Source organism: Acidimicrobiales bacterium (assembly GCA_025455885.1).
In the GTDB taxonomy this organism is placed as follows: domain Bacteria; phylum Actinomycetota; class Acidimicrobiia; order Acidimicrobiales; family Acidimicrobilacustridaceae; genus Rhabdothermincola_A.
Genome location: JALOLR010000007.1, coordinates 1 through 16,439 on the forward strand (window position 1 = coordinate 1; position 16,439 = coordinate 16,439).

Annotated in this window: 17 protein-coding genes; 7 read left to right on the plus strand and 10 right to left on the minus strand. The window is 69.4% G+C overall.

Features of this window, described 5'->3' with window-relative positions:
- Together MUE36_06970 and MUE36_06975 are read right to left on the minus strand one after the other, a co-directional pair.
- Positions 1-205: hypothetical protein (locus MUE36_06970; protein MCU0310667.1), on the minus strand; the 205-nt coding region annotated here is incomplete at its 3' end.
- A gap of 309 nt (positions 206-514) precedes the next feature.
- The gene (locus MUE36_06975) at positions 515-2,149 is read right to left on the minus strand and encodes a putative DNA binding domain-containing protein (protein MCU0310668.1); all 1,635 of its coding nucleotides are present in this window, start codon (positions 2,147-2,149) and stop codon (positions 515-517) included.
- 362 nt (positions 2,150-2,511) lie between these two features.
- Here MUE36_06975 and MUE36_06980 point away from each other — a divergent pair, with 362 nt between their 5' ends.
- Together MUE36_06980 and MUE36_06985 are read left to right on the plus strand one after the other, a co-directional pair.
- Positions 2,512-3,639 carry an AI-2E family transporter gene (locus MUE36_06980; GenBank protein ID MCU0310669.1) on the plus strand — a complete coding sequence of 376 codons (1,128 nt, stop codon included), beginning with the start codon at positions 2,512-2,514 and terminating at the stop codon, positions 3,637-3,639.
- A 50-nt stretch (positions 3,640-3,689) separates the two neighbouring features.
- Positions 3,690-5,912: a LuxR C-terminal-related transcriptional regulator gene (locus MUE36_06985; GenBank protein ID MCU0310670.1), complete on the plus strand. Its 2,223-nt coding sequence runs from the start codon at positions 3,690-3,692 to the stop codon at positions 5,910-5,912.
- 6 nt (positions 5,913-5,918) lie between these two features.
- On the opposite strand, the gene MUE36_06990 is transcribed toward MUE36_06985, so the two are convergent.
- The gene (locus MUE36_06990) at positions 5,919-6,821 is read right to left on the minus strand and encodes a DUF389 domain-containing protein (protein MCU0310671.1); all 903 of its coding nucleotides are present in this window, start codon (positions 6,819-6,821) and stop codon (positions 5,919-5,921) included.
- A 9-nt stretch (positions 6,822-6,830) separates the two neighbouring features.
- Entirely contained in the window at positions 6,831-7,535 is a 705-nt protein-coding gene (locus MUE36_06995) for a hypothetical protein (GenBank protein ID MCU0310672.1), read from the minus strand.
- A gap of 202 nt (positions 7,536-7,737) precedes the next feature.
- On the opposite strand from MUE36_06995, the gene MUE36_07000 reads away from it, so the two are divergent.
- The 4 genes from MUE36_07000 to MUE36_07015 all read left to right on the plus strand — a co-directional run bounded on the left by MUE36_07000 (position 7,738) and on the right by MUE36_07015 (position 11,571).
- The gene (locus MUE36_07000; protein ID MCU0310673.1) at positions 7,738-8,877 is read left to right on the plus strand and encodes an MBL fold metallo-hydrolase; all 1,140 of its coding nucleotides are present in this window, start codon (positions 7,738-7,740) and stop codon (positions 8,875-8,877) included.
- Between the two features lie 18 nt (positions 8,878-8,895).
- Positions 8,896-10,602 carry a SulP family inorganic anion transporter gene (locus tag MUE36_07005; GenBank protein MCU0310674.1) on the plus strand — a complete coding sequence of 569 codons (1,707 nt, stop codon included), beginning with the start codon at positions 8,896-8,898 and terminating at the stop codon, positions 10,600-10,602.
- A gap of 384 nt (positions 10,603-10,986) precedes the next feature.
- Positions 10,987-11,382, plus strand: coding sequence for a hypothetical protein (locus tag MUE36_07010; protein MCU0310675.1), 396 nt, complete (start codon positions 10,987-10,989; stop codon positions 11,380-11,382).
- A gap of 6 nt (positions 11,383-11,388) precedes the next feature.
- A complete protein-coding gene (locus MUE36_07015; GenBank protein ID MCU0310676.1) occupies positions 11,389-11,571 on the plus strand; it encodes a hypothetical protein in 183 nt (60 codons plus the stop codon).
- An 80-nt stretch (positions 11,572-11,651) separates the two neighbouring features.
- Here the strand turns inward: MUE36_07015 and MUE36_07020 are convergent, their stop codons facing one another.
- The 4 genes from MUE36_07020 to MUE36_07035 form a co-directional block, all read right to left on the minus strand.
- Positions 11,652-12,185, minus strand: a complete 534-nt coding sequence (locus MUE36_07020) for a hypothetical protein (protein MCU0310677.1) — start codon at positions 12,183-12,185, stop codon at positions 11,652-11,654.
- Positions 12,186-12,222: 37 nt separating this feature from the next.
- A complete protein-coding gene (locus MUE36_07025; protein MCU0310678.1) occupies positions 12,223-12,804 on the minus strand; it encodes a GNAT family N-acetyltransferase in 582 nt (193 codons plus the stop codon).
- A gap of 75 nt (positions 12,805-12,879) precedes the next feature.
- Positions 12,880-13,788 (minus strand): tyrosine-type recombinase/integrase, encoded by a 909-nt coding sequence (locus MUE36_07030; protein ID MCU0310679.1) that lies wholly within the window; start codon positions 13,786-13,788, stop codon positions 12,880-12,882.
- Positions 13,789-13,882: 94 nt separating this feature from the next.
- On the minus strand, positions 13,883-14,374 hold the full coding sequence (locus MUE36_07035) for a hypothetical protein (protein ID MCU0310680.1): 492 nt from the start codon (positions 14,372-14,374) through the stop codon (positions 13,883-13,885).
- A gap of 127 nt (positions 14,375-14,501) precedes the next feature.
- Between MUE36_07035 and MUE36_07040 the strand changes: the two genes are divergently transcribed.
- Positions 14,502-14,966 carry a DUF4265 domain-containing protein gene (locus MUE36_07040; GenBank protein ID MCU0310681.1) on the plus strand — a complete coding sequence of 155 codons (465 nt, stop codon included), beginning with the start codon at positions 14,502-14,504 and terminating at the stop codon, positions 14,964-14,966.
- 91 nt (positions 14,967-15,057) lie between these two features.
- On the opposite strand, the gene MUE36_07045 is transcribed toward MUE36_07040, so the two are convergent.
- Together MUE36_07045 and MUE36_07050 are read right to left on the minus strand one after the other, a co-directional pair.
- A complete protein-coding gene (locus MUE36_07045; GenBank protein MCU0310682.1) occupies positions 15,058-15,558 on the minus strand; it encodes an LURP-one-related family protein in 501 nt (166 codons plus the stop codon).
- Between the two features lie 39 nt (positions 15,559-15,597).
- On the minus strand, positions 15,598-16,416 hold the full coding sequence (locus MUE36_07050) for a CPBP family intramembrane metalloprotease (protein MCU0310683.1): 819 nt from the start codon (positions 16,414-16,416) through the stop codon (positions 15,598-15,600).
- Positions 16,417-16,439: the final 23 nt, after the last annotated feature.

A 16,439-nucleotide genomic window follows, 5' to 3' on the forward strand; every position in this document is an offset into this window, starting at 1 on the left:
GCGCGTCGTCGCCGTCAGCGTGGCTGCGCACGAGCGCCTTGATGTGATCAGCAGACGCGCTCATCTGGGCCTCCGGGGGCGATTCTACGCAGCCGCCGGAAGGCGAGCTCGGCGATCGTCCCGAGCGCCGCCGGTGGAAATGCCCGGCTGCGAGCGCGCCGCTGCGGATCTGCCTTGCGATGTTGGCTGCCACGATGGCTGCCACCCACCCCGCTGCTGTAGCCGATCCACGCGCAGTGCAGGCCCGTGACCTGCATCTATCCAGCGCGCTCGGAGGGACTCGAACCCCCAACCTTCTGATCCGTAGCAGGAGGCACAGGGTCCACAGCGGTCCATCGAGGTCGCTCTGAGTAGGTGCCCTAAGAGTTTGGTGTCCGCCGAGGTCCACCGTTGTGTGCCACAGACCGGATGGTCAGGCTGCACCAATGGCTGCACCTCTTTGGTGGGCTCGGCGCTGGCAGCAGTCTGTGCTTCGTCGAAATATAGGGGACGCTCGTGATGGGATCAGCGGGCCTCAGGGGAGCTCGTAGCGAGCGCCTCGACGCTCGCCGAGCTGCTTCAGTGCGCCTCGCTCGACAAGGCGACGGAAGACCTTGAGCGCCTCTTGTCGATCGAGTCCGGTCCGTTCTCGTAGCGACGCGTTGGTGACTGGACCAGCGGCCGCGAGTTCTAGGGCAAGTTGGTCGAGCTCGTCATCAGTGTGTCGGATTCGAGCGGGAACGCCGAGGTCTGGGGCGATCCGGTACTCGGACCCACCGCGCTCGCCGTGTCTCACGACGAGGCCGTGCGTGACGAGTGATTGGAGAAGGTTGCGCGCCTCGACGCTGTCGACATCGAGGAGTTGGCGTACACTGCTGTTGGTGATTGAGCCGTCGCGGGCGACCGCAATGACGACCATCGCGGCGCGGCCGTCGAGGCGGCCTTCCTTGATGAGGTTGCGAATCCAGGCTCGTTCGCGGGTTGTGATCGTGCCGGTCAGGTGAAGCGTGACGGTGAAGAATGCGCCATCGTCAGAGAACTCCGGCCGGCGGAGCAGTTCGTCCGCCATGTCGTCTTCCATCCGATCGATGCCTTTGCCGAGATCCTCGGCGAGCCCGAGGCGTCTGAGCGCTCCCAGCAGCCGGTCATTTCGCGCTGATTGCTGGAATCGGAGGTTGTCGAGTGTGACCGGCTCGGGAAGGCCGCCGGGTGAGGTGATGGTCAGGTAGTTGGGGTGAAGCTCCACCCGTGTCGCGGTGCCGGCGCTTTCGTAGGAGCGGTGGGCGACCGCGTTCGCGATCGCTTCGCGAATGACGCGCGGTGGAATCCGGGGCATCTCGACGCGTTGGACCCCGACGATCGCGTTGACCGATCCCAGCTGGTCGAGGATCGTTCGAGTCGCCTGTTCCACCTGGGAGTCGGCGGGCCCGTCGATCTTCCAGGTCTTGTCCGGGTCGGGGTCATCGGCGGAGAACCGGCGGATGTCGATGTACGGGCGGCCTCCCATGATCCGTGGTTCGGGCAACAGGAGCAGTCCGCCGGCAATGGTCAGAACCAGTTTCCCGCCGTCGGTTGCCAAGAAGCCTTCGTCCTCGAGGCGCGACGGCAGGGCCGAGTCGACGGTCCAACCGAACGCTTCCGCCAGTCGCTCGATGAGGCCGGTGTCAGCGTCGGCGAACTCGACGGTCGCTGGGGTCAGCTCGAAGCGTTGGAACGTTCTTCGAGACAAGAAGCGCGAGAGGTCGTCACCGAGCAACGGCATGTTGCTCGCTCCACGGCGCATGAGGACTGCGCCGCTCGAAGTCTGAGCGAACCCCTCGTGGCGTCGGTCCACCGCAAGCACCAGTACGGTGCGGTCTCCGACAAGAAGCTGATGAACGTCGTATCGCCCCGGGTTGCGGGTATCACGCAGTGCCTGGTGGATGTCTTTCGTCTTCTCCCCAGGCTGGCTGACCCCGACGACCTGCCCGCTCGGTGACACGCCGATGAGGTAGACCCCGCCGTCGTTGTTCGAGAAGGCGACCGCGGCCTCTTGGACGCGATGGGCGGACACCCCTTGCTTCAACTCGAGATGCTCATCCTCCCCTGGGAACTCGCGCGTGAACTCCGCCTCGGTGAGCAAGGCGGGCAGATCCCCATGGCGGGCCGGATGAAACAGCGGATATGACAAACTTGAGTCCCTGTGCTGACAGTTCAGACAAGTATGTCATAACCACTGGTGGGAAGCGGGGAGTCGCCGCCGCCCGGCCTGCCGCCATCCGAACTGCACCAGGGGTGCACCTGACCGAAGTCGAACAGCCTTCTCGGGGCCTGTTGCTGTCGATGAAACGATATTTCTGCCGCGTCCCCTACCGGCACTTTTGGGATACGGGTTGGTGCCGAGAGGGGAGGCACCTGCCGAAGCCTTCCTCGTGGTGGCGCGCGGTAGGAACATCGGCCGCTTCGGCCGAGGCGAGCCCGGCGCCTCCGTCGTACGTTCCAGACGTTCTGCGATGCCCATCGTGGGCACCGAGTGGGAGAAGGACGCGTCGAGTGGACGAAGCACTGGTGCCCGAGCCACGCGACCCCGCCAGGGCTGCTGCGGCGTTCGTCGAGCGCAGCGGCCGGGTGGCATGGGGACTCGTCGGCCTGTGCCTCGCCGCCGCCATCGTGCTCACCGTGCTGGCGGTGGCCAGCGCAGTCGTGCTGCCGCTCTTCCTCGCAGTGGTGCTCGCGATGCTGTTCCGTCCGGCCACCCGTTGGCTGCAGGGCCACCGCGTCCCGAGACCGCTGGCGGCCGGCGTCGTCGTGGTCGTGCTGGTGGTGCTCTCGCTGGCGTTCGTGTGGATGGTGACGGTGGGCATCATCCGCGAGGTCGACGAGCTGAAGGCCCAGGTGGAGCGCGCCGTGGCCGAGCTCGACCTCGACGCGTCGGTGGGAGACACGGTCACGAGCTCGGCCGAGAGCGTCGAGCCCACTGTCACGACCGGTGTGGTCGGCGCGGTGGTCTCCGGCATCGACATGCTGGCCGAGCTCATCGCCGGGATCGTCCTCGGTCTCCTCATCCTCTACTACCTGCTGAAGGACGGGCGGTCGTTCCTCCGCTCGGTGGAGCGACGGATGCTGCCCGAACGGGCGGTCCAGCTCGATCTCCTCGTCGCCGACTCGACGGCGCTCATGCGGCGCTACTGGCTGGGCCGAACTGTCGTGTCCGCCGTCGTGGCCGGTGTCGTCGGCCTCGCTGCCGTCGCCATGGGGCTGCCGATGGTGCCGACCCTCATGGCAGTGACGTTCGTCGGCGGCTACATCCCGTACATCGGGGCGTTCATCGGCGGCCTGCTCGCCGTCATCGTGGCTGTCGCGGAGAACGGTCTCGGTGCAGGCGTGGTCATGCTCCTCGTCGTCCTGGTCGCCAACCTCCTCATCGAGAACATGGTCGACCCGCACGTGACCGGCCGGACGCTGCGGATCCACCCGCTCGTGGTGCTCCTGGTCACCACGGCCGGCGGCATCCTGGGTGGCCTGATCGGGCTGATGATGGCCGTCCCGATGACCCTCATCGCGGTGCGGGCGGCCCGGTCATTCCGGGTGGCGCTCGGGCCCGGAGCGGTCGTCGGCGTCCGACCTGCGGAGGGGGAGGATCGGCCGGGCGAACCATCACCGGCGACCGGCGCGTCCTGACCACCCGGACCCGGTGGCGGGGCCGGCGGACGGGCTATGTTCCGACCACGATGACGCAGGCCGATGGGAGCAGGGGGCCCGGTCCCGGTGCGTGGGCGCCGCCGCGCCCGGCCGGCGACCTGGTCGTGCGCGGAACGGTGCTCGATCGGCTCTCTGCCCCAGGAGTTCGGGTCGCCGTCATCACGGCGCCGGCCGGCTACGGGAAGACGTCTCACGCGGCCGCCTGGCTGGCGTCCGACGATCGGCCCGTCGCGTGGATCGACGTCGGGATCGGTCACGACGACGCGCCGGTGCTGGCCCGCGAGCTCGTCGATGCCCTGGCCACGGTCACCGACATCGACTTCTCGTCGCTCTCCGCCGGCCCTCTGACGCCCGACCAGTACTCCACGCAGTTCGCGGCCGCGCTGGGTCGCGCGGTCCGCAGTAGCACCGTGCCGTTCGTGCTCGTCGTCGACGACGTGCACCGTCTGAGCGACCTGACGGCGCTCGACCTGCTCTCGGCGGTCGTGGCCGACGTGCCCGCCGGGTCGGTCGTGGTGCTGGTCGGTCGCGCCTGCCCGCTCGAGCACCTCGGGCGGCTCAGGGTCGGTCGGGCGGTGGTGGAGATCGGGGCGAGCGAGCTCGGTCTCGATCCCGACGAGGTGGGGGCGGTCCTCGCCGGCATGGGCGTCCCGGTCAGCGCCACGCTGCTCGACGACGTGGTCTCCCGGACCGAGGGCTGGCCGGTCGGGGTGCGTCTGGCCGGCCTTGCCTCGATCGCCCCGCCGGGGGAGGAGGCGGACGGAGGCCCGATCAGCGGCCGGGAGATCTCGGTGGCCGAGTACCTGGAGTCGGAGTGGCTGTGGGGGTTGACCGCCGACGAGCGTGAGGTGCTGACCTACGTGAGTCCGCTCGAGTGGCTGTCGGGGCCGCTGTGCAACCAGGTGCTCGACCGCAACGACGCGGGGGAGGTGCTCCATGGCGTCTTCCGTGACCGGCTGCTCCTGATCCCGCTCGACCGTCGCGGCGAGGCCTACCGGATGCACGGTTTGCTCCGCGACGCTCTGCAGGCGCAGTTCGAGCGCACCGACGCGGCGGGGAGCCGCCGGGTGCACCTGCGGGCGAGCGCGTGGTTCGAGGCGGCCGGCGACGTCGACCGGGCCGTGCACCACGCGGTGGCGGCTGGGGACGTCGATCTCGCCGAGCGGCTGGTCGTGGCGTGGTCGCCGGCCGCGTACGCGAACGGGCACTACACGACGGTCCGGCGGTGGATCGACTCGATCCCCCGTGAGAGGGTCGTGGAGAGCGCGGCGCTGTGCCTCTGCGCGGCGCTGACCGCGATGGGTCGCACGGACGCCGCCGAGCTCGGCGTGTGGCTCCGCCTCGGGGAGCATGCCGACCATTCCGACGAGATGTCCCGGCTCGGCCTCCGCTATCTGCGCTCGACGACGAACATCGGTCCTGTCCGGCCTGCGCTCGAAGACGCCGCGGTGGCCTATGCCGGTCTACCGCCGGGGATCTGGCACGCCGGCTCCTGCCTCGCCTACGGCGTCTGGTCGTGGACGCTCGACACCGGCGACCCTGTCGCCATCCTCGCCGAGGGCGCCGAGGAGGCCTCGGTGCTGGGGGCGCCGGTGGCGGAGGCGTACTGCACGGCGATGTCCGCGCTGATCGCCCACGCCGAGGGCGACCCCGAACGCGCCTGGGCCCTCGGCGCCCGGGCCCACAGCATCGCCGCCGATCACGGGCTCCTCGACGCCCCGGGGATGGCGATCGTCAGCTCCGTCCAGGCGCTGCACTGCGCCAGCACGGGCGACCAGGCGGCGGCCCGCGAGGCCTGGCAACGCTCCCGCACCCAGCTGGCGCAGCTCAAGGACCTCTCCGGATGGGCCAACGTGCAGGCCCGGGTGGCGCTGGCCCGTGCCAGCCTGCTTCTCGGCGACCGCGCGGGTGCCGAGACGGTGCTGGTGGAGGCGCGGGGCTTCCTGGTGCGCCAGCCCGACGCGGTGCGGGCGATCAGCCAGGTCGACGAGGTCAGCGAGCTCGTGGCTCAGATGAAGCACCAGGTGCCGGGAGGCTCGTCGTCGCTGACGACGGCCGAGCTGCGGGTGCTGCACTACCTGCCGACCAACCTCACCCTCGCCGCCATCGGATCCCGTCTCTTCATCTCCCGCTACACCGTCAAGACCCACTGCGAGGCGATCTACCGGAAGCTCGATGCCTCGTCGAGGGCCGAGGCGGTCGACACGGCGCGCCGCCTCGGGCTCCTCACCGGTCAGCCAGCAGACGACTGACCGGGCTCACCGGCGACCGCGTCGACGCGCCCGCCGTTGGAGCGCCAGGGTGGCCGAGCCAGCGACGAGGAGCACCGCGACGTTGGAGAGAAGCACCATCAGAGCCCCCCACATCGGGTCGTCCCGACCCATCCCGAGCGCCGCCCCGACGTAGGCCGCGGCGGGGATGGTCGTGACCGAGATCGCCACGCCGACCGCAGCACCGCCGGGGCGCTCGAAGGCCAGCATCCCGGCCACACCGGCGGCGGCAGCCACCATCAGGCTCCCTGGGCCGATGTGGGTGAGCGCCTCGCCCATCGTGGTCTCGGCCAGGATCAGGTCGTCGGAGACCTGCCCGAACAGCCTCAGGAGGACCGTCGCCACGTAGGCCGCCAGCGCCGCGGTGCCGAGCCCGACCATCAGCACGCGCAGGGAGCGGAGGGCGAGGCCGGGGCGCCGCTCGACCATGCCGATGGCCGTGGCCGAGATCGGCAGCAGGTCGGGGCTGATCGCCATGGCCCCCACGAGGAGCACGGCCGACGCGGTGAGCACGCCGATCCCGGCGATGACCCCGGCGGCGGACATGAAGACGAGGTAGCTCATGGCGAGCTGGGCGTGCTCGTCGGCCCGCCCCACGATCTCGGCCCACACCTGGGCCCCCGAGTCGGTCGACCGGACACGCCGCACCCAGCCGAGCGGCTGGATGCCCGGCACCCGCCACAGCGTGAGGTCCTCCGACGCGATGCCGAGCTCGGCCAGGTGCTCGATGGCGGCGTCGGCCGCCGACACCTCGATCTCGGCCGACAGCAGGACCAGCCCGCCGGTCGTGGAGGAGCCGACCCACACGTGGCGGACGCCCTCGATCGTCCCGAGTCGGGACTGGCTGGCTCCGACGAGCTCGGGAGGCACGAAGCAGTCGAGACGCAGCACCTGAGGCTCCTACGCCTGCTCGGGGTTCGACAGGGATCGACGTCTGACGAGGATGAGCACCGCTGAGCCCGCGACCCACGCCGGGAAGAGGAGCGACACCATCGGCACTGAGTCGTACACGAAGAGCAGCGCCGCGGTCACGAGGAAGCTCACGACCCCGAACGCCCGGGGGAACAGCCCGCTGCGGACCGCCCGCGAGGCGCTCACCCCCACGAACACCGCCGCCGAGCGGAGGGCCATGATGTCGGACGAGGCCTGGCCCAGGGCGAGCAGCGACCGGGCGCCGTCGACGTCGAACGGGTTGCCCCTCTCCGCCAGCCAGGCCACGGCGAGCTCGACGGCGGCGAGGGTGAAGAGCGACACCACGACCAGCGCGCCTGACACCACGTGGGCGGTGGAGAGGATCACGTGCTCGCGGCGGGCGGTGCGGACGTACCGGTCACGCAGGGCGGCCATGAACCAGATGAACGCGATCCCCGCCAACGGGATGACGTAGAGACCCGCGATCGTCACCGACCGTCGCCGGTCGGGGTCGCTGTAGTAGTCGATCAGCTGCGCGTCGGTCGCGTCGAACGACGGAGAGTCCCGCACGAGCAACCAGCCGACGAGGAACAGCGCCGAGAAGAGGAGCCCCGCGTACGCGACCCTCGATCCCCGCACGACGAGGTCGTCGGGTGGCGGGCTCGGGGTGGCGCCTTGCTGGGGGCCGGTCATGGTCTCTGCTCCGTCGGGATCACCCCTTCAGCGTCCGCCCGGATCCGCCGGCGCACCTCCGCCACTTCAGCCGATTCGGTCCATCCACGGCGCCTCGCGCCATCTCCGCCCATGTGGCCGATGCTCGGGCCGGCGGTGGCGTCGTACGTTCGACCCCGGACGGGCCCGCCGGGGCCGGAGCGTCGAAGGAACGGAGCGAGCGATGGCGAGCGAGATCAACGAGCTCACGCAGCTGGCCCACGAGGGGAGTGCGCTCCCGCTCACCACCACCCCGGTGGTCGGGAAGCCGTCGCGCGCCTATCCGGACCTCCTGGTGCCCGGGGCCGAGCCGGTGGGGTCCGAGGAGATCAGGGTGACCGTGCTGGGCAGCGGTGATCCGTTCGTGAAGAAGAGCCAGGCATCGGCCTCGCTGCTGATCGAGGTGGGCAACCCCGAGCAGGACTTCTTCTTCTTCGACCTCGGGTCGGGGGCACTCGCCAACTTCGACGGCCTGGGCCTGCCGGTCACCGCGACCACCAAGGTCTTCCTGTCCCACCTCCACGCCGACCACGTCGGCGACATGCCCACGTTGCTGTGGAGCCTGTCCAAGGGCGGGCGGCGCGACCCCGTGGAGGTGTGGGGACCGGCCGGCGAGGAGGAGCACCTCGGCACCCACGCCTACGCCCACCACCTCGAGGCCGCGCACGCCTGGGACATGAAGTCGCTGTCCGGCCACCCCGGCCAGTCGGGGGCCCGTGCCATCACCACCGAAGTGCCCTACGACCGACCCGAGGTCGTCTACCAGCGCAACGGCGTGACCGTGACCTCGTTCCCGGTGATCCACATCCACAATGGCGCGGTCGGCTACCGGCTCGACTACGCCGGGCGCAGCGTCGTGTTCTCCGGCGACACCCGGCCGTGCCGGTACCTGGTCGAGGCCTGCGACGGCGTTGACCTCCTGATCCACGAGACCTTTCCGACCGCGGAGGTCTTCTCCCAGAAGTCGGGAGCGCCGCTCGCGCTGGCCGAGCTGATCGTCAACGGCGCCCACACCAGCCCGGCCATGGCCGGCATGGTCTTCGAGAAGGCAGGCGCCCGGATGTCGGCGATGTGGCACCTCGCAGTCGACCACCAGACCGTCGGGCCGGTGTTCTCCGAGGTGCGCGCCGGCTACGACGGGCCGGTGGTGATCAGCCAGGACCTCACCGTGTTCGACATCAGCGCCGACGCGGTCGTCGCCCGCCAGCGCACCACCGACCCCTTCGCCTGGCCGATCGTGGGGCCGACCGTCGTGCAGGGCCCGCCGATGTCGGCACCCCTCGACCCGCCCGCGTGGTGGACGAACGCCCTGCTCACCGACTGACGAGGGGAGCCGACGGTCATGGACCCAGGTCGAGTGCTGCGGTCGATGGCGAGCTCAATGCCCCGACCGGGCGCGGTGGTCCTCCCCGGTCCCCGCGCCCGCATCGTCACGCAGGTCTTCGCCGGGGTGACCCTCGCCGCCCTCGCCCTCCCGCTCAACATCGGGTACGCCGAGGCGGCCGGCCTGCCGGCGATCGTCGGCATCAACGCCGCGCTGCTCCCGATCCTCGCGTTCGCCCTCTTCTCCGGATCCCGCCAGCTGGTGCTCGGGCCGGATGCCACCGTCGCCGCCCTCCTCGCCGGCCTGCTCCCTGCTGTCGCGGCCGAGAGCGGGGCGATGCCGGTCGAGCTCGCACTCGGCGTAGCGATGCTGACCGGCATCATCCTCATCGTGCTGTGGCTGGTGAAGGCCGGCACCCTGGTGCGGTTCATCTCGAAGTCGGTGCTGGTCGGGTTCCTCGCCGGCCTGGGCATCGAGATCCTCACGTCGCAGGTCGAGAAGATCCTCAACGTCAGCGTCGACACCGGCGGGTGGTTCACCGACGTCGTCGAGATCGTGAAGAGCATTCCGGAGGCCTCCGTCACCAGCGTCGTGGTGGGCGTGACGACGATCGCCGTCATCCGCCTCTGCCAGCGGTTCATCCCGAAGCTCCCGGGGCCGCTGATCGCGCTGGTCCTCGTCGGGGGCGCGGTCTACCTGCTCGACCCGGGTGGGGTGAAGCTCCTGGGTGAGATCCCGTCGGGCCTGCCGTCGCTCTCGTTCCCGTCGCTCGACCCCTCGACATGGGCCCAACTGTTCGGCACCGCGCTCGCCATCGCCGTGCTCACCGTCGCCGAGGGACTGCTCGTCGCCAGCACCGCGGCCCGGCGTCACCACGACGAGCTCGAGGTCAACGGTGAGCTGGTGGCCATGGGCGTCGCCAACATCGCCGCGGCGGTGAGCTCGGGCATGCCGATCGGCGCCAGCTCCTCTCGAACCGCATCGACCGAGGCGGCCGGGGGTCGCTCGCAGCTGCCTGCCATCGTCAGCGTGCTCATCGTCGGCGCCATCGCCTTGTGGTTCACCGACGTGGTCGCCGAGATCCCGACCGCGGCCCTGGCCGGGCTCGTCGCCAACGCCGTCCTCTCGGTCATCGACGTCCGTGCGTTCCGCACCTTCGCCCACGTCCGCCGCAGCGAGCTGCTCATCGCGGTGGGGTGCACCCTCGCGGTGCTCGTCCTCGGCCCGATCGGCGGACTCGTGCTGGCGACGGTTGCCACCATGGTCGACATGGTGCGCCGCACGGCCGGCTCCCCGTGGGTGACGCTCGAGCCGCCCGAGGGGGACTGGGAGATGGAGCGGTTCGCCGCCGTGGCGGACCCTGACTCCGTCCCCGACGACCTGGTCGGAGTCACCTTCGTGCGGCTCACCGGTCCGCTCTTCTTCGCCAACGCCGACACGTTCAGGGACCGCGTGGCCGAGGGGGCCACCGGTGACGTGCGATGGGTGCTGCTCGACTTCGAGTCCGTGACCGACGTCGACCCCACGGCCTCGGAAGCGCTCGCCGACTCGGTCGAGGCGGTCCGCGACCGCGGCAAGGTCATCGGCATCGCCCGCGCGTCTGCACCCGTCCGCCGCCTGCTCGATCTCTACGGGATCACCGAGACGATCGGCACCGATCACCTCTACACCACCAACCGGGAAGCGTTGGCCGCCTATCTCGCCGACGATCGGGCGCAGCCGTAGCCGTCCGATCGTGATCCGGCGAGTTCGAGTCACGGAAGGCCATCTCGTTCTTGTCGCGCTTTCCGGTCACCGGCGACAGGAAAGCGCGACAAGAACGGGTGGCAGGGGCGTACCGTCACCTCGCGAGATCGGGCCGCCCGAGGGCAGCCCGATCTTCGCTACGTGATGTGCCGCACGTTCGCTACGCACCCTTGGTCGGTTGGTGGAGCTGGGGGGAATCGCGTACTCCGGCGTCTCATAGCGCCGGGACCGGGGTGCCAACGCCAAGCTCAAGCACTTCGGTAGCTTGAGCGGATGTGGGAGTGGCGGGTGAACGACCCCGCGGCGGCGGGTCCAAGCCCGGTGGGGCGTGGCCTTGCTGCGTGGCGACGGGCCGGCCGGCCGATGAAGATGATTGGCGCCGCTGTGCCGATCATCATCGGTCTCCTGATCGGCTCCTGCGCTATCTGGTTGGCCGCAGCCGCCGTGGCTCTCGAATCCCCTGGGGGCGTTGCGGATGCCAGCGGCCCGGTGGTGAGTCAGTCCACCAGTTGGTTCCCGCCGGGAGGGCGGTACACGGTCGTCTCGAATGGAGTGGAGCTTTCGGTGCTGCAGCCGTGGCACGAGGCTCCCTTGGGTACCGTCGTCATCGGCCTTGGCACAGGCCTCGTCGCAGCAGGACTCATCGCTCTGCCAACGCTGATCATCTACGGGGCCGTGGCGAGATCGTCCTCGACCGTGTCCGAGCAGGACGAGTCCGGAGCGCGGACCACCGTCCCAGAACGCCGGCTGTATGGGTGACGCGGCATGTCGAGGGCCTCGGACGCCACGATCAGCAAGACTTACCCGATGATCATCGCGGCGGTGTTGATTCTCATCCCGGTCCTCCTGCTGGTGTGGCTCGTCCTGACCATCGACAAGGGCGTCCTGCAGCTACGTCGGATCGCCGACGAGCTCCAACGGCAGCGGGAGTCCAAGCCCTCCGTGTGACACCGTCACCTAACGCCGGGACTGGGTGCCCCCCCACCGGCGGACGTGAACCTTGGACACGCCGCCTGGCTGAGTGGGAACTACGGGGTGGTGGTGCTGGCAGAGAGGTTGAAGGCCTGCCAGTCGCTCTGGTTCGCGAGTCGTAGCTCGCTCATCTGTCGGCTGAGGTCGGCGATGCGCGCAGAGCACGGTCGATCCGTGCCTCGTGTTTCCAACAACACAGCGATCCGGGCGTCTCCGGCCCAGATCGCTGCGGCCGACGAGTCCACACCCTCGACGCACCTGAAAAGCACCGTGCCGAACGGCGGGATCGTCTCTGTTGTCGTGGCTGGGGTCGTGAAGGACTCGACGAGGGTGCGGTACTGCTCATCGGTCTGGCCCATCAGGTCTCGGTCGTAGGTGAACAGCTCGAACCGAGTGCCTTGCGGATCGTCGTAGTAGACGGCGGACCCACCGGCAGCGGGGTCCCCGCCGTACTCGAGGGCGCTGGACCCAGCCGGGGGTATGGCGTAGGCGGCGTCGCTGGATGCCGCGCCTGTGGCGGTGCCGTCCCCGGCGGTGGAACGAATCGCGACTCCCGCGAGCCCGGCGACGAACAAGACGAGGGCTGCCACGAGCGCCAGGCGACCCCAAGGGCGCCCGCCCGGCGACTCACTGCTCTGAGGCCCAGGGAGCGAGCCCAGTCCAGTTCCGTCGGTTCAGACGCCAGACGCACTCGGCCCCAACTTCGGCCGGAGCTGATGGCGCGTCGTCTCTCTCCTCGATGAACGTGAAGCCAAGGTGCTGTGGGACCCGCCCACTCGCCACGTTCGCTCGATCGTGATGAACCTCGACGAACTCGACCTGGGGCATCGAGAACGCCGCTTGGACGAGGCAGCCGGCCGCCTCGGTGGCGACCCCTCGACCGGTTCCGCCAGACCGGGTCCAGTAGCCGATCTCGAGTCCGTCCGGACCGACGCGTCGGTGGAGGCCGCATCCGCCAATGAGTGCGTTTGCCTCGAACACCCCGAAGTGGAACTCCTCACCAGCATCCCAGCGGTCGAGCCAGTCCGCGATGAGGTGCTCGCGGTCCGCCAGCTCGAGCGGCTCGGGCGCTACCCACGGCATCCACGGTCGAAGGTGATCGAGGCTGTCGATGATCGCCTCGTGCAAGCCGAGCGCATCGCTCAGGGAGTACCGACGCAGAACCCGCCGCGGTCCAGCAACCTCGACGGGAGGACGATCGGCGGGCATCTCGACATCATGTCGAGCGGCTGCGCCGTCTGCCACGGAGTTCACCGCAGCGCCCCAGAACGCCGGGTTGTGGCGCTATCCGCCGGTGACGAAGGCGGCGACGATGTAGGCGGCGTGGCGGTCGAGGTTCTGTCGGCGGTGGTCGTAGATCGTGGTGGTGCGTGGGTCGGCGTGGCGGGCGGCGATCTGCATGTCGCGCAGCGGGACTCCGGCGTCGAGGCCGGCCATGATGAACGCTGCTCGGAGCATGTGGGGGTGGACGTGTCCGAGCCCACCCTTGCGGCCGATGGAGTTGACCCAGCGGTGCGCGGTCCGCCGGTCGAGTCGCTGACCGTCGGCCCGGCGAAGGATCGGGCCCTCGGTTCGTTCGCCGATGGCGAGGTCGACTGTCCTACCCGTGCGGGGCACGAGCGGGATGAGCGCGGGTTTGGCGCCCTTGCCGAGGATCTTGAGCGTCCGGTGTCCGCGTTCGAAGCCGAGGTCTTCGATGTTGGTGCCGCAGGCTTCGCTGACCCGCAGACCGTTGAGGCCGAGCAGCACGGCGAGCGCGGCGTGGTCGTGGTCGATGCGTTCAGCGGTGAACAAGAACGTGCCGAGCGCGGCTCGGTCCATCCCCGGGGACTCGGTGGGGTGCACGGTCGGGCGGCGCACGTACTGGGCGGGGTTCGACGCGATGCGCCCGTCGATGTGCGCGAACCGGTAGAAGCCGCACACGGTCGAGAGACGACGGTCAACGGTGGACGGGGCGAGGCCTCGGTCTTCGAGGTGGACCCGGAACAGCTCGATGTGGGGCCGGGTGGCTCCCAGCACGTCGAGTCCGACGTCGCTGGCCCACTGGAAGAACGAGCGAAGGTCGTGACGGTAGGCCTCACGGGTGCGGCCGCTGTAGCGGGCTAGGAACGCGGCGACAGCGACATCGGCTTCATCGGGGGCGTCCCAACCGATGGCGGTGAGCAGCGTCGAGTGGTGGCTGGTGGGTTGCATGAGAGGCCTCCTGGGCGTGTGGCCCCCAACCCACACCCGTCCCGCCATCCGCCGCCACCCAGAGACCGGTGGGTGGTCTGACGGCGGCTGCTGGCTACATGCCCGGGATCGAGATCTGGTGGCGGGCCGCGAGTTCGGCGACCACGGCCGCGACCGGGACCCCTCGGCGCTCAGCGGCAGCGCGGGTCAGCGCCACGGCGGCGAGGAGCGCGTAGCGCCAGAAGTCATCGGTGCGCCACCACGAGACCTCATCCAAGAGGTCAGGCTCGAGGCCACCAGCGACCGCGGCGCTGCACAGCACCGCGTACTGGAACTTGCGGTTCTCCTTGCCGACGAGCTCGTACTCGGCGAGATGCCGCTCACGAAGCCCCGAGTAGCTGATCGGGCCGGCGCCAGCGGCCGTGGTGTCAGCCACGACCTCGGCAGCGAGGCGCATGAAGACCTCCCCCGGGAACGGGTCGTTCCTGGGGTGCAGCCCGGCCACCGCATCGACCAGGTCGCTCACGTCCTGGCCGGCAGCGAGACCCACGAGCAGAAGCCGGATCGCCTCAAGCCGGTCCCCCTCTGTTGCCTTCGGCGTCACCACGAGACGAACCTACGCCACCGGCCTCACCGACTCCACTGCCTCGCGCCCCATGCCCGTCAAGCTGCCCCACCGCGTCCGAGAGCCGGCGATAGGTGACGTTGCTGGGTCTGTTCGGCAGACTTGGCCGATGGCGGAGGAGCGGTTCAGCACGCACGATGATCCGGTCTGGCGTGACCGCTCGAACTTCATCATCAACGCAGAGCTTCCCGAGGCCGGCCGATTCGAGCAGCTCTGGGCCCGGAAGCGGTCTGACGACACCTTCGAGATCTGCTGCATCCCCTTCTTCCTCTACGACCTTGCACTCGGAGACGTCGTGCGGACGACGGCCAAAGGGGATCACAAGTACATCCTCAGCGAGGTCGTGTCGCCTAGCCAGCGGTACGTCTTCCGGGTCTGGTTCGGTGCAAGCGACATTCCGACCTCGGTAGTTGTGGACCGCCTCGAGTCGCTGGGCGCCCTCATGGAGTGGTCCTCCGCCAACCTCCTCGCAGTGGACGCCCGCGGCCAGCAGCACGCCCAGGAGATCGCCGACTATCTGGCAGGTGAAGAGTCTCGGGGCGAACTCGTCTTCGAGACAGGTCGAACCGGCTGACGCTGGCCCTCGCGAAGGTCACCGTCCCGGCGGTAGGGGGCAGTGAAGCCCTCGCTCGCGGTCGGTCGACGGCGGCCCGGGTCGGGCGGCGTCAGTCCCGTTCGACCCAGCGGTCGATCGCCCAGACGACGGCCAGCGCGAGGCCGGGGTCGATGCCGTCGATCACGTCCAGGGTGTAGGCGTCCCTGATGGTCACCCACTTCTGGCTGATCGCGATGATGGGCGCGCCGTCGGAACTGACCGAGTAGTCCTTCTCGATCAGGGATCCCTCGACGTGCCAGTGCCCGCCGTCGGCCAGCTCCATGTTCACCTTGGACTTGATGGGCGAGAACATCTTCGCCTTCATGGATGCGACCTGTGCGCCCGAGGCGTCCGAGATGGTCATCTGCTTGGGCACGCCCAGGAGGCGTCCGAGCACGGTGAAGGTGACGGATCCGTCGGGACCGAGGACGTCGGCCTTGGGGGTCGGCCCCATCTTGCCGTCGACGAAGTAGCGGCGTTCGCCGTCGTCGTCCAGCACCTCGAAGTCACGGCCCGCGCCGAACTTGCTCTTCATGATGAGGCGTTGCCATCCGTCGGGGGCCGGGTCCACGTCGGGCTCCTTCGTCGATCTGTCGGGGTGGTGAGAGGCTCAGGCCGATCGATCGGCGGGGGCCCCATCGAACGCTGCGAGCTGATCGCCACCCGGTTCGACGACGTCACCGGTCTTGAGGATCTTCACGAGGGCGAAGATGCCGATGATGACAGCGAGGTACATCGCGAAGCTGCCGAGCGACGCTGTCGGGTTGTCGAGCTTGTCGACGGAGTGCGCCTGGATGAACGTCGAGAAGTCCCATAGGGCGTGCAGGACCATGGTGACGATCAGAGTGCCGGCGATCCGGCGGGTCACGTAGTAGGTCAGGCCGACGGCGAACGCGAACACGACCTGCTGGAGCGTCGGGCCGACGTCCTGGCCGAAAAAGATGTTCGGGACGTGGATGAGCGCGAAGATGGCGCCGGAGAACGCCCACACCCACTTCTCGTGCATGGAGCCGCGTCCACCGACGATGGCGAGGCCACGGGTGAGGAGCTCTTCGGAGAACCCGACGAACAGCGTCCCGATGGCCAGCCAGAGCACGTAGGTGCCGACACCGTCGATCTCGCCCCACTTCGTGGCGGCGAAGTTCAGCGCGGCGCCGACCACCAGCATCGCCGGGACGATCCACATCCAGCCGCCGCCGACCTTGCGCGGCTCGTGGATGGCGGGCTTCCACCATCCGAGCACGGTCGTCATGACCGCCAGGTACACGGAGCCGAGGCCGACCGCCAGGACCACGCCCTTCTGGACGTTCTCGACCGTGTCAGCGACGTTGTCGTAGTCCAACCCGGTTGCGGCCCACACGGCGAACACCACCACGAGGTAGCCGAGGATCACGCCGATGGCGACGAGCGGAGAGGGTTTGATGCGCATGTGGGACACCTGCGGACTGAGAT

Excerpts from the sequence above, each read along its gene's own strand:
- MUE36_07050 (MCU0310683.1), bottom strand. The coding sequence starts at position 16,416 with ATGCGCATCAAACCCTCTCCGCTCGTCGCCATCGGCGTGATCCTCGGC.
- MUE36_06995 (MCU0310672.1), bottom strand. The coding sequence starts at position 7,535 with ATGACCGGCCCCCAGCAAGGCGCCACCCCGAGCCCGCCACCCGACGAC.
- MUE36_07005 (MCU0310674.1), top strand. The coding sequence starts at position 8,896 with ATGGACCCAGGTCGAGTGCTGCGGTCGATGGCGAGCTCAATGCCCCGA.
- MUE36_07010 (MCU0310675.1), top strand. The coding sequence starts at position 10,987 with ATGAAGATGATTGGCGCCGCTGTGCCGATCATCATCGGTCTCCTGATC.
- MUE36_07025 (MCU0310678.1), bottom strand. The coding sequence starts at position 12,804 with ATGCCCGCCGATCGTCCTCCCGTCGAGGTTGCTGGACCGCGGCGGGTT.
- MUE36_07015 (MCU0310676.1), top strand. The coding sequence starts at position 11,389 with ATGTCGAGGGCCTCGGACGCCACGATCAGCAAGACTTACCCGATGATC.
- MUE36_07000 (MCU0310673.1), top strand. The coding sequence starts at position 7,738 with ATGGCGAGCGAGATCAACGAGCTCACGCAGCTGGCCCACGAGGGGAGT.
- MUE36_07040 (MCU0310681.1), top strand. The coding sequence starts at position 14,502 with ATGGCGGAGGAGCGGTTCAGCACGCACGATGATCCGGTCTGGCGTGAC.
- MUE36_06985 (MCU0310670.1), top strand. The coding sequence starts at position 3,690 with ATGACGCAGGCCGATGGGAGCAGGGGGCCCGGTCCCGGTGCGTGGGCG.
- MUE36_07030 (MCU0310679.1), bottom strand. The coding sequence starts at position 13,788 with ATGCAACCCACCAGCCACCACTCGACGCTGCTCACCGCCATCGGTTGG.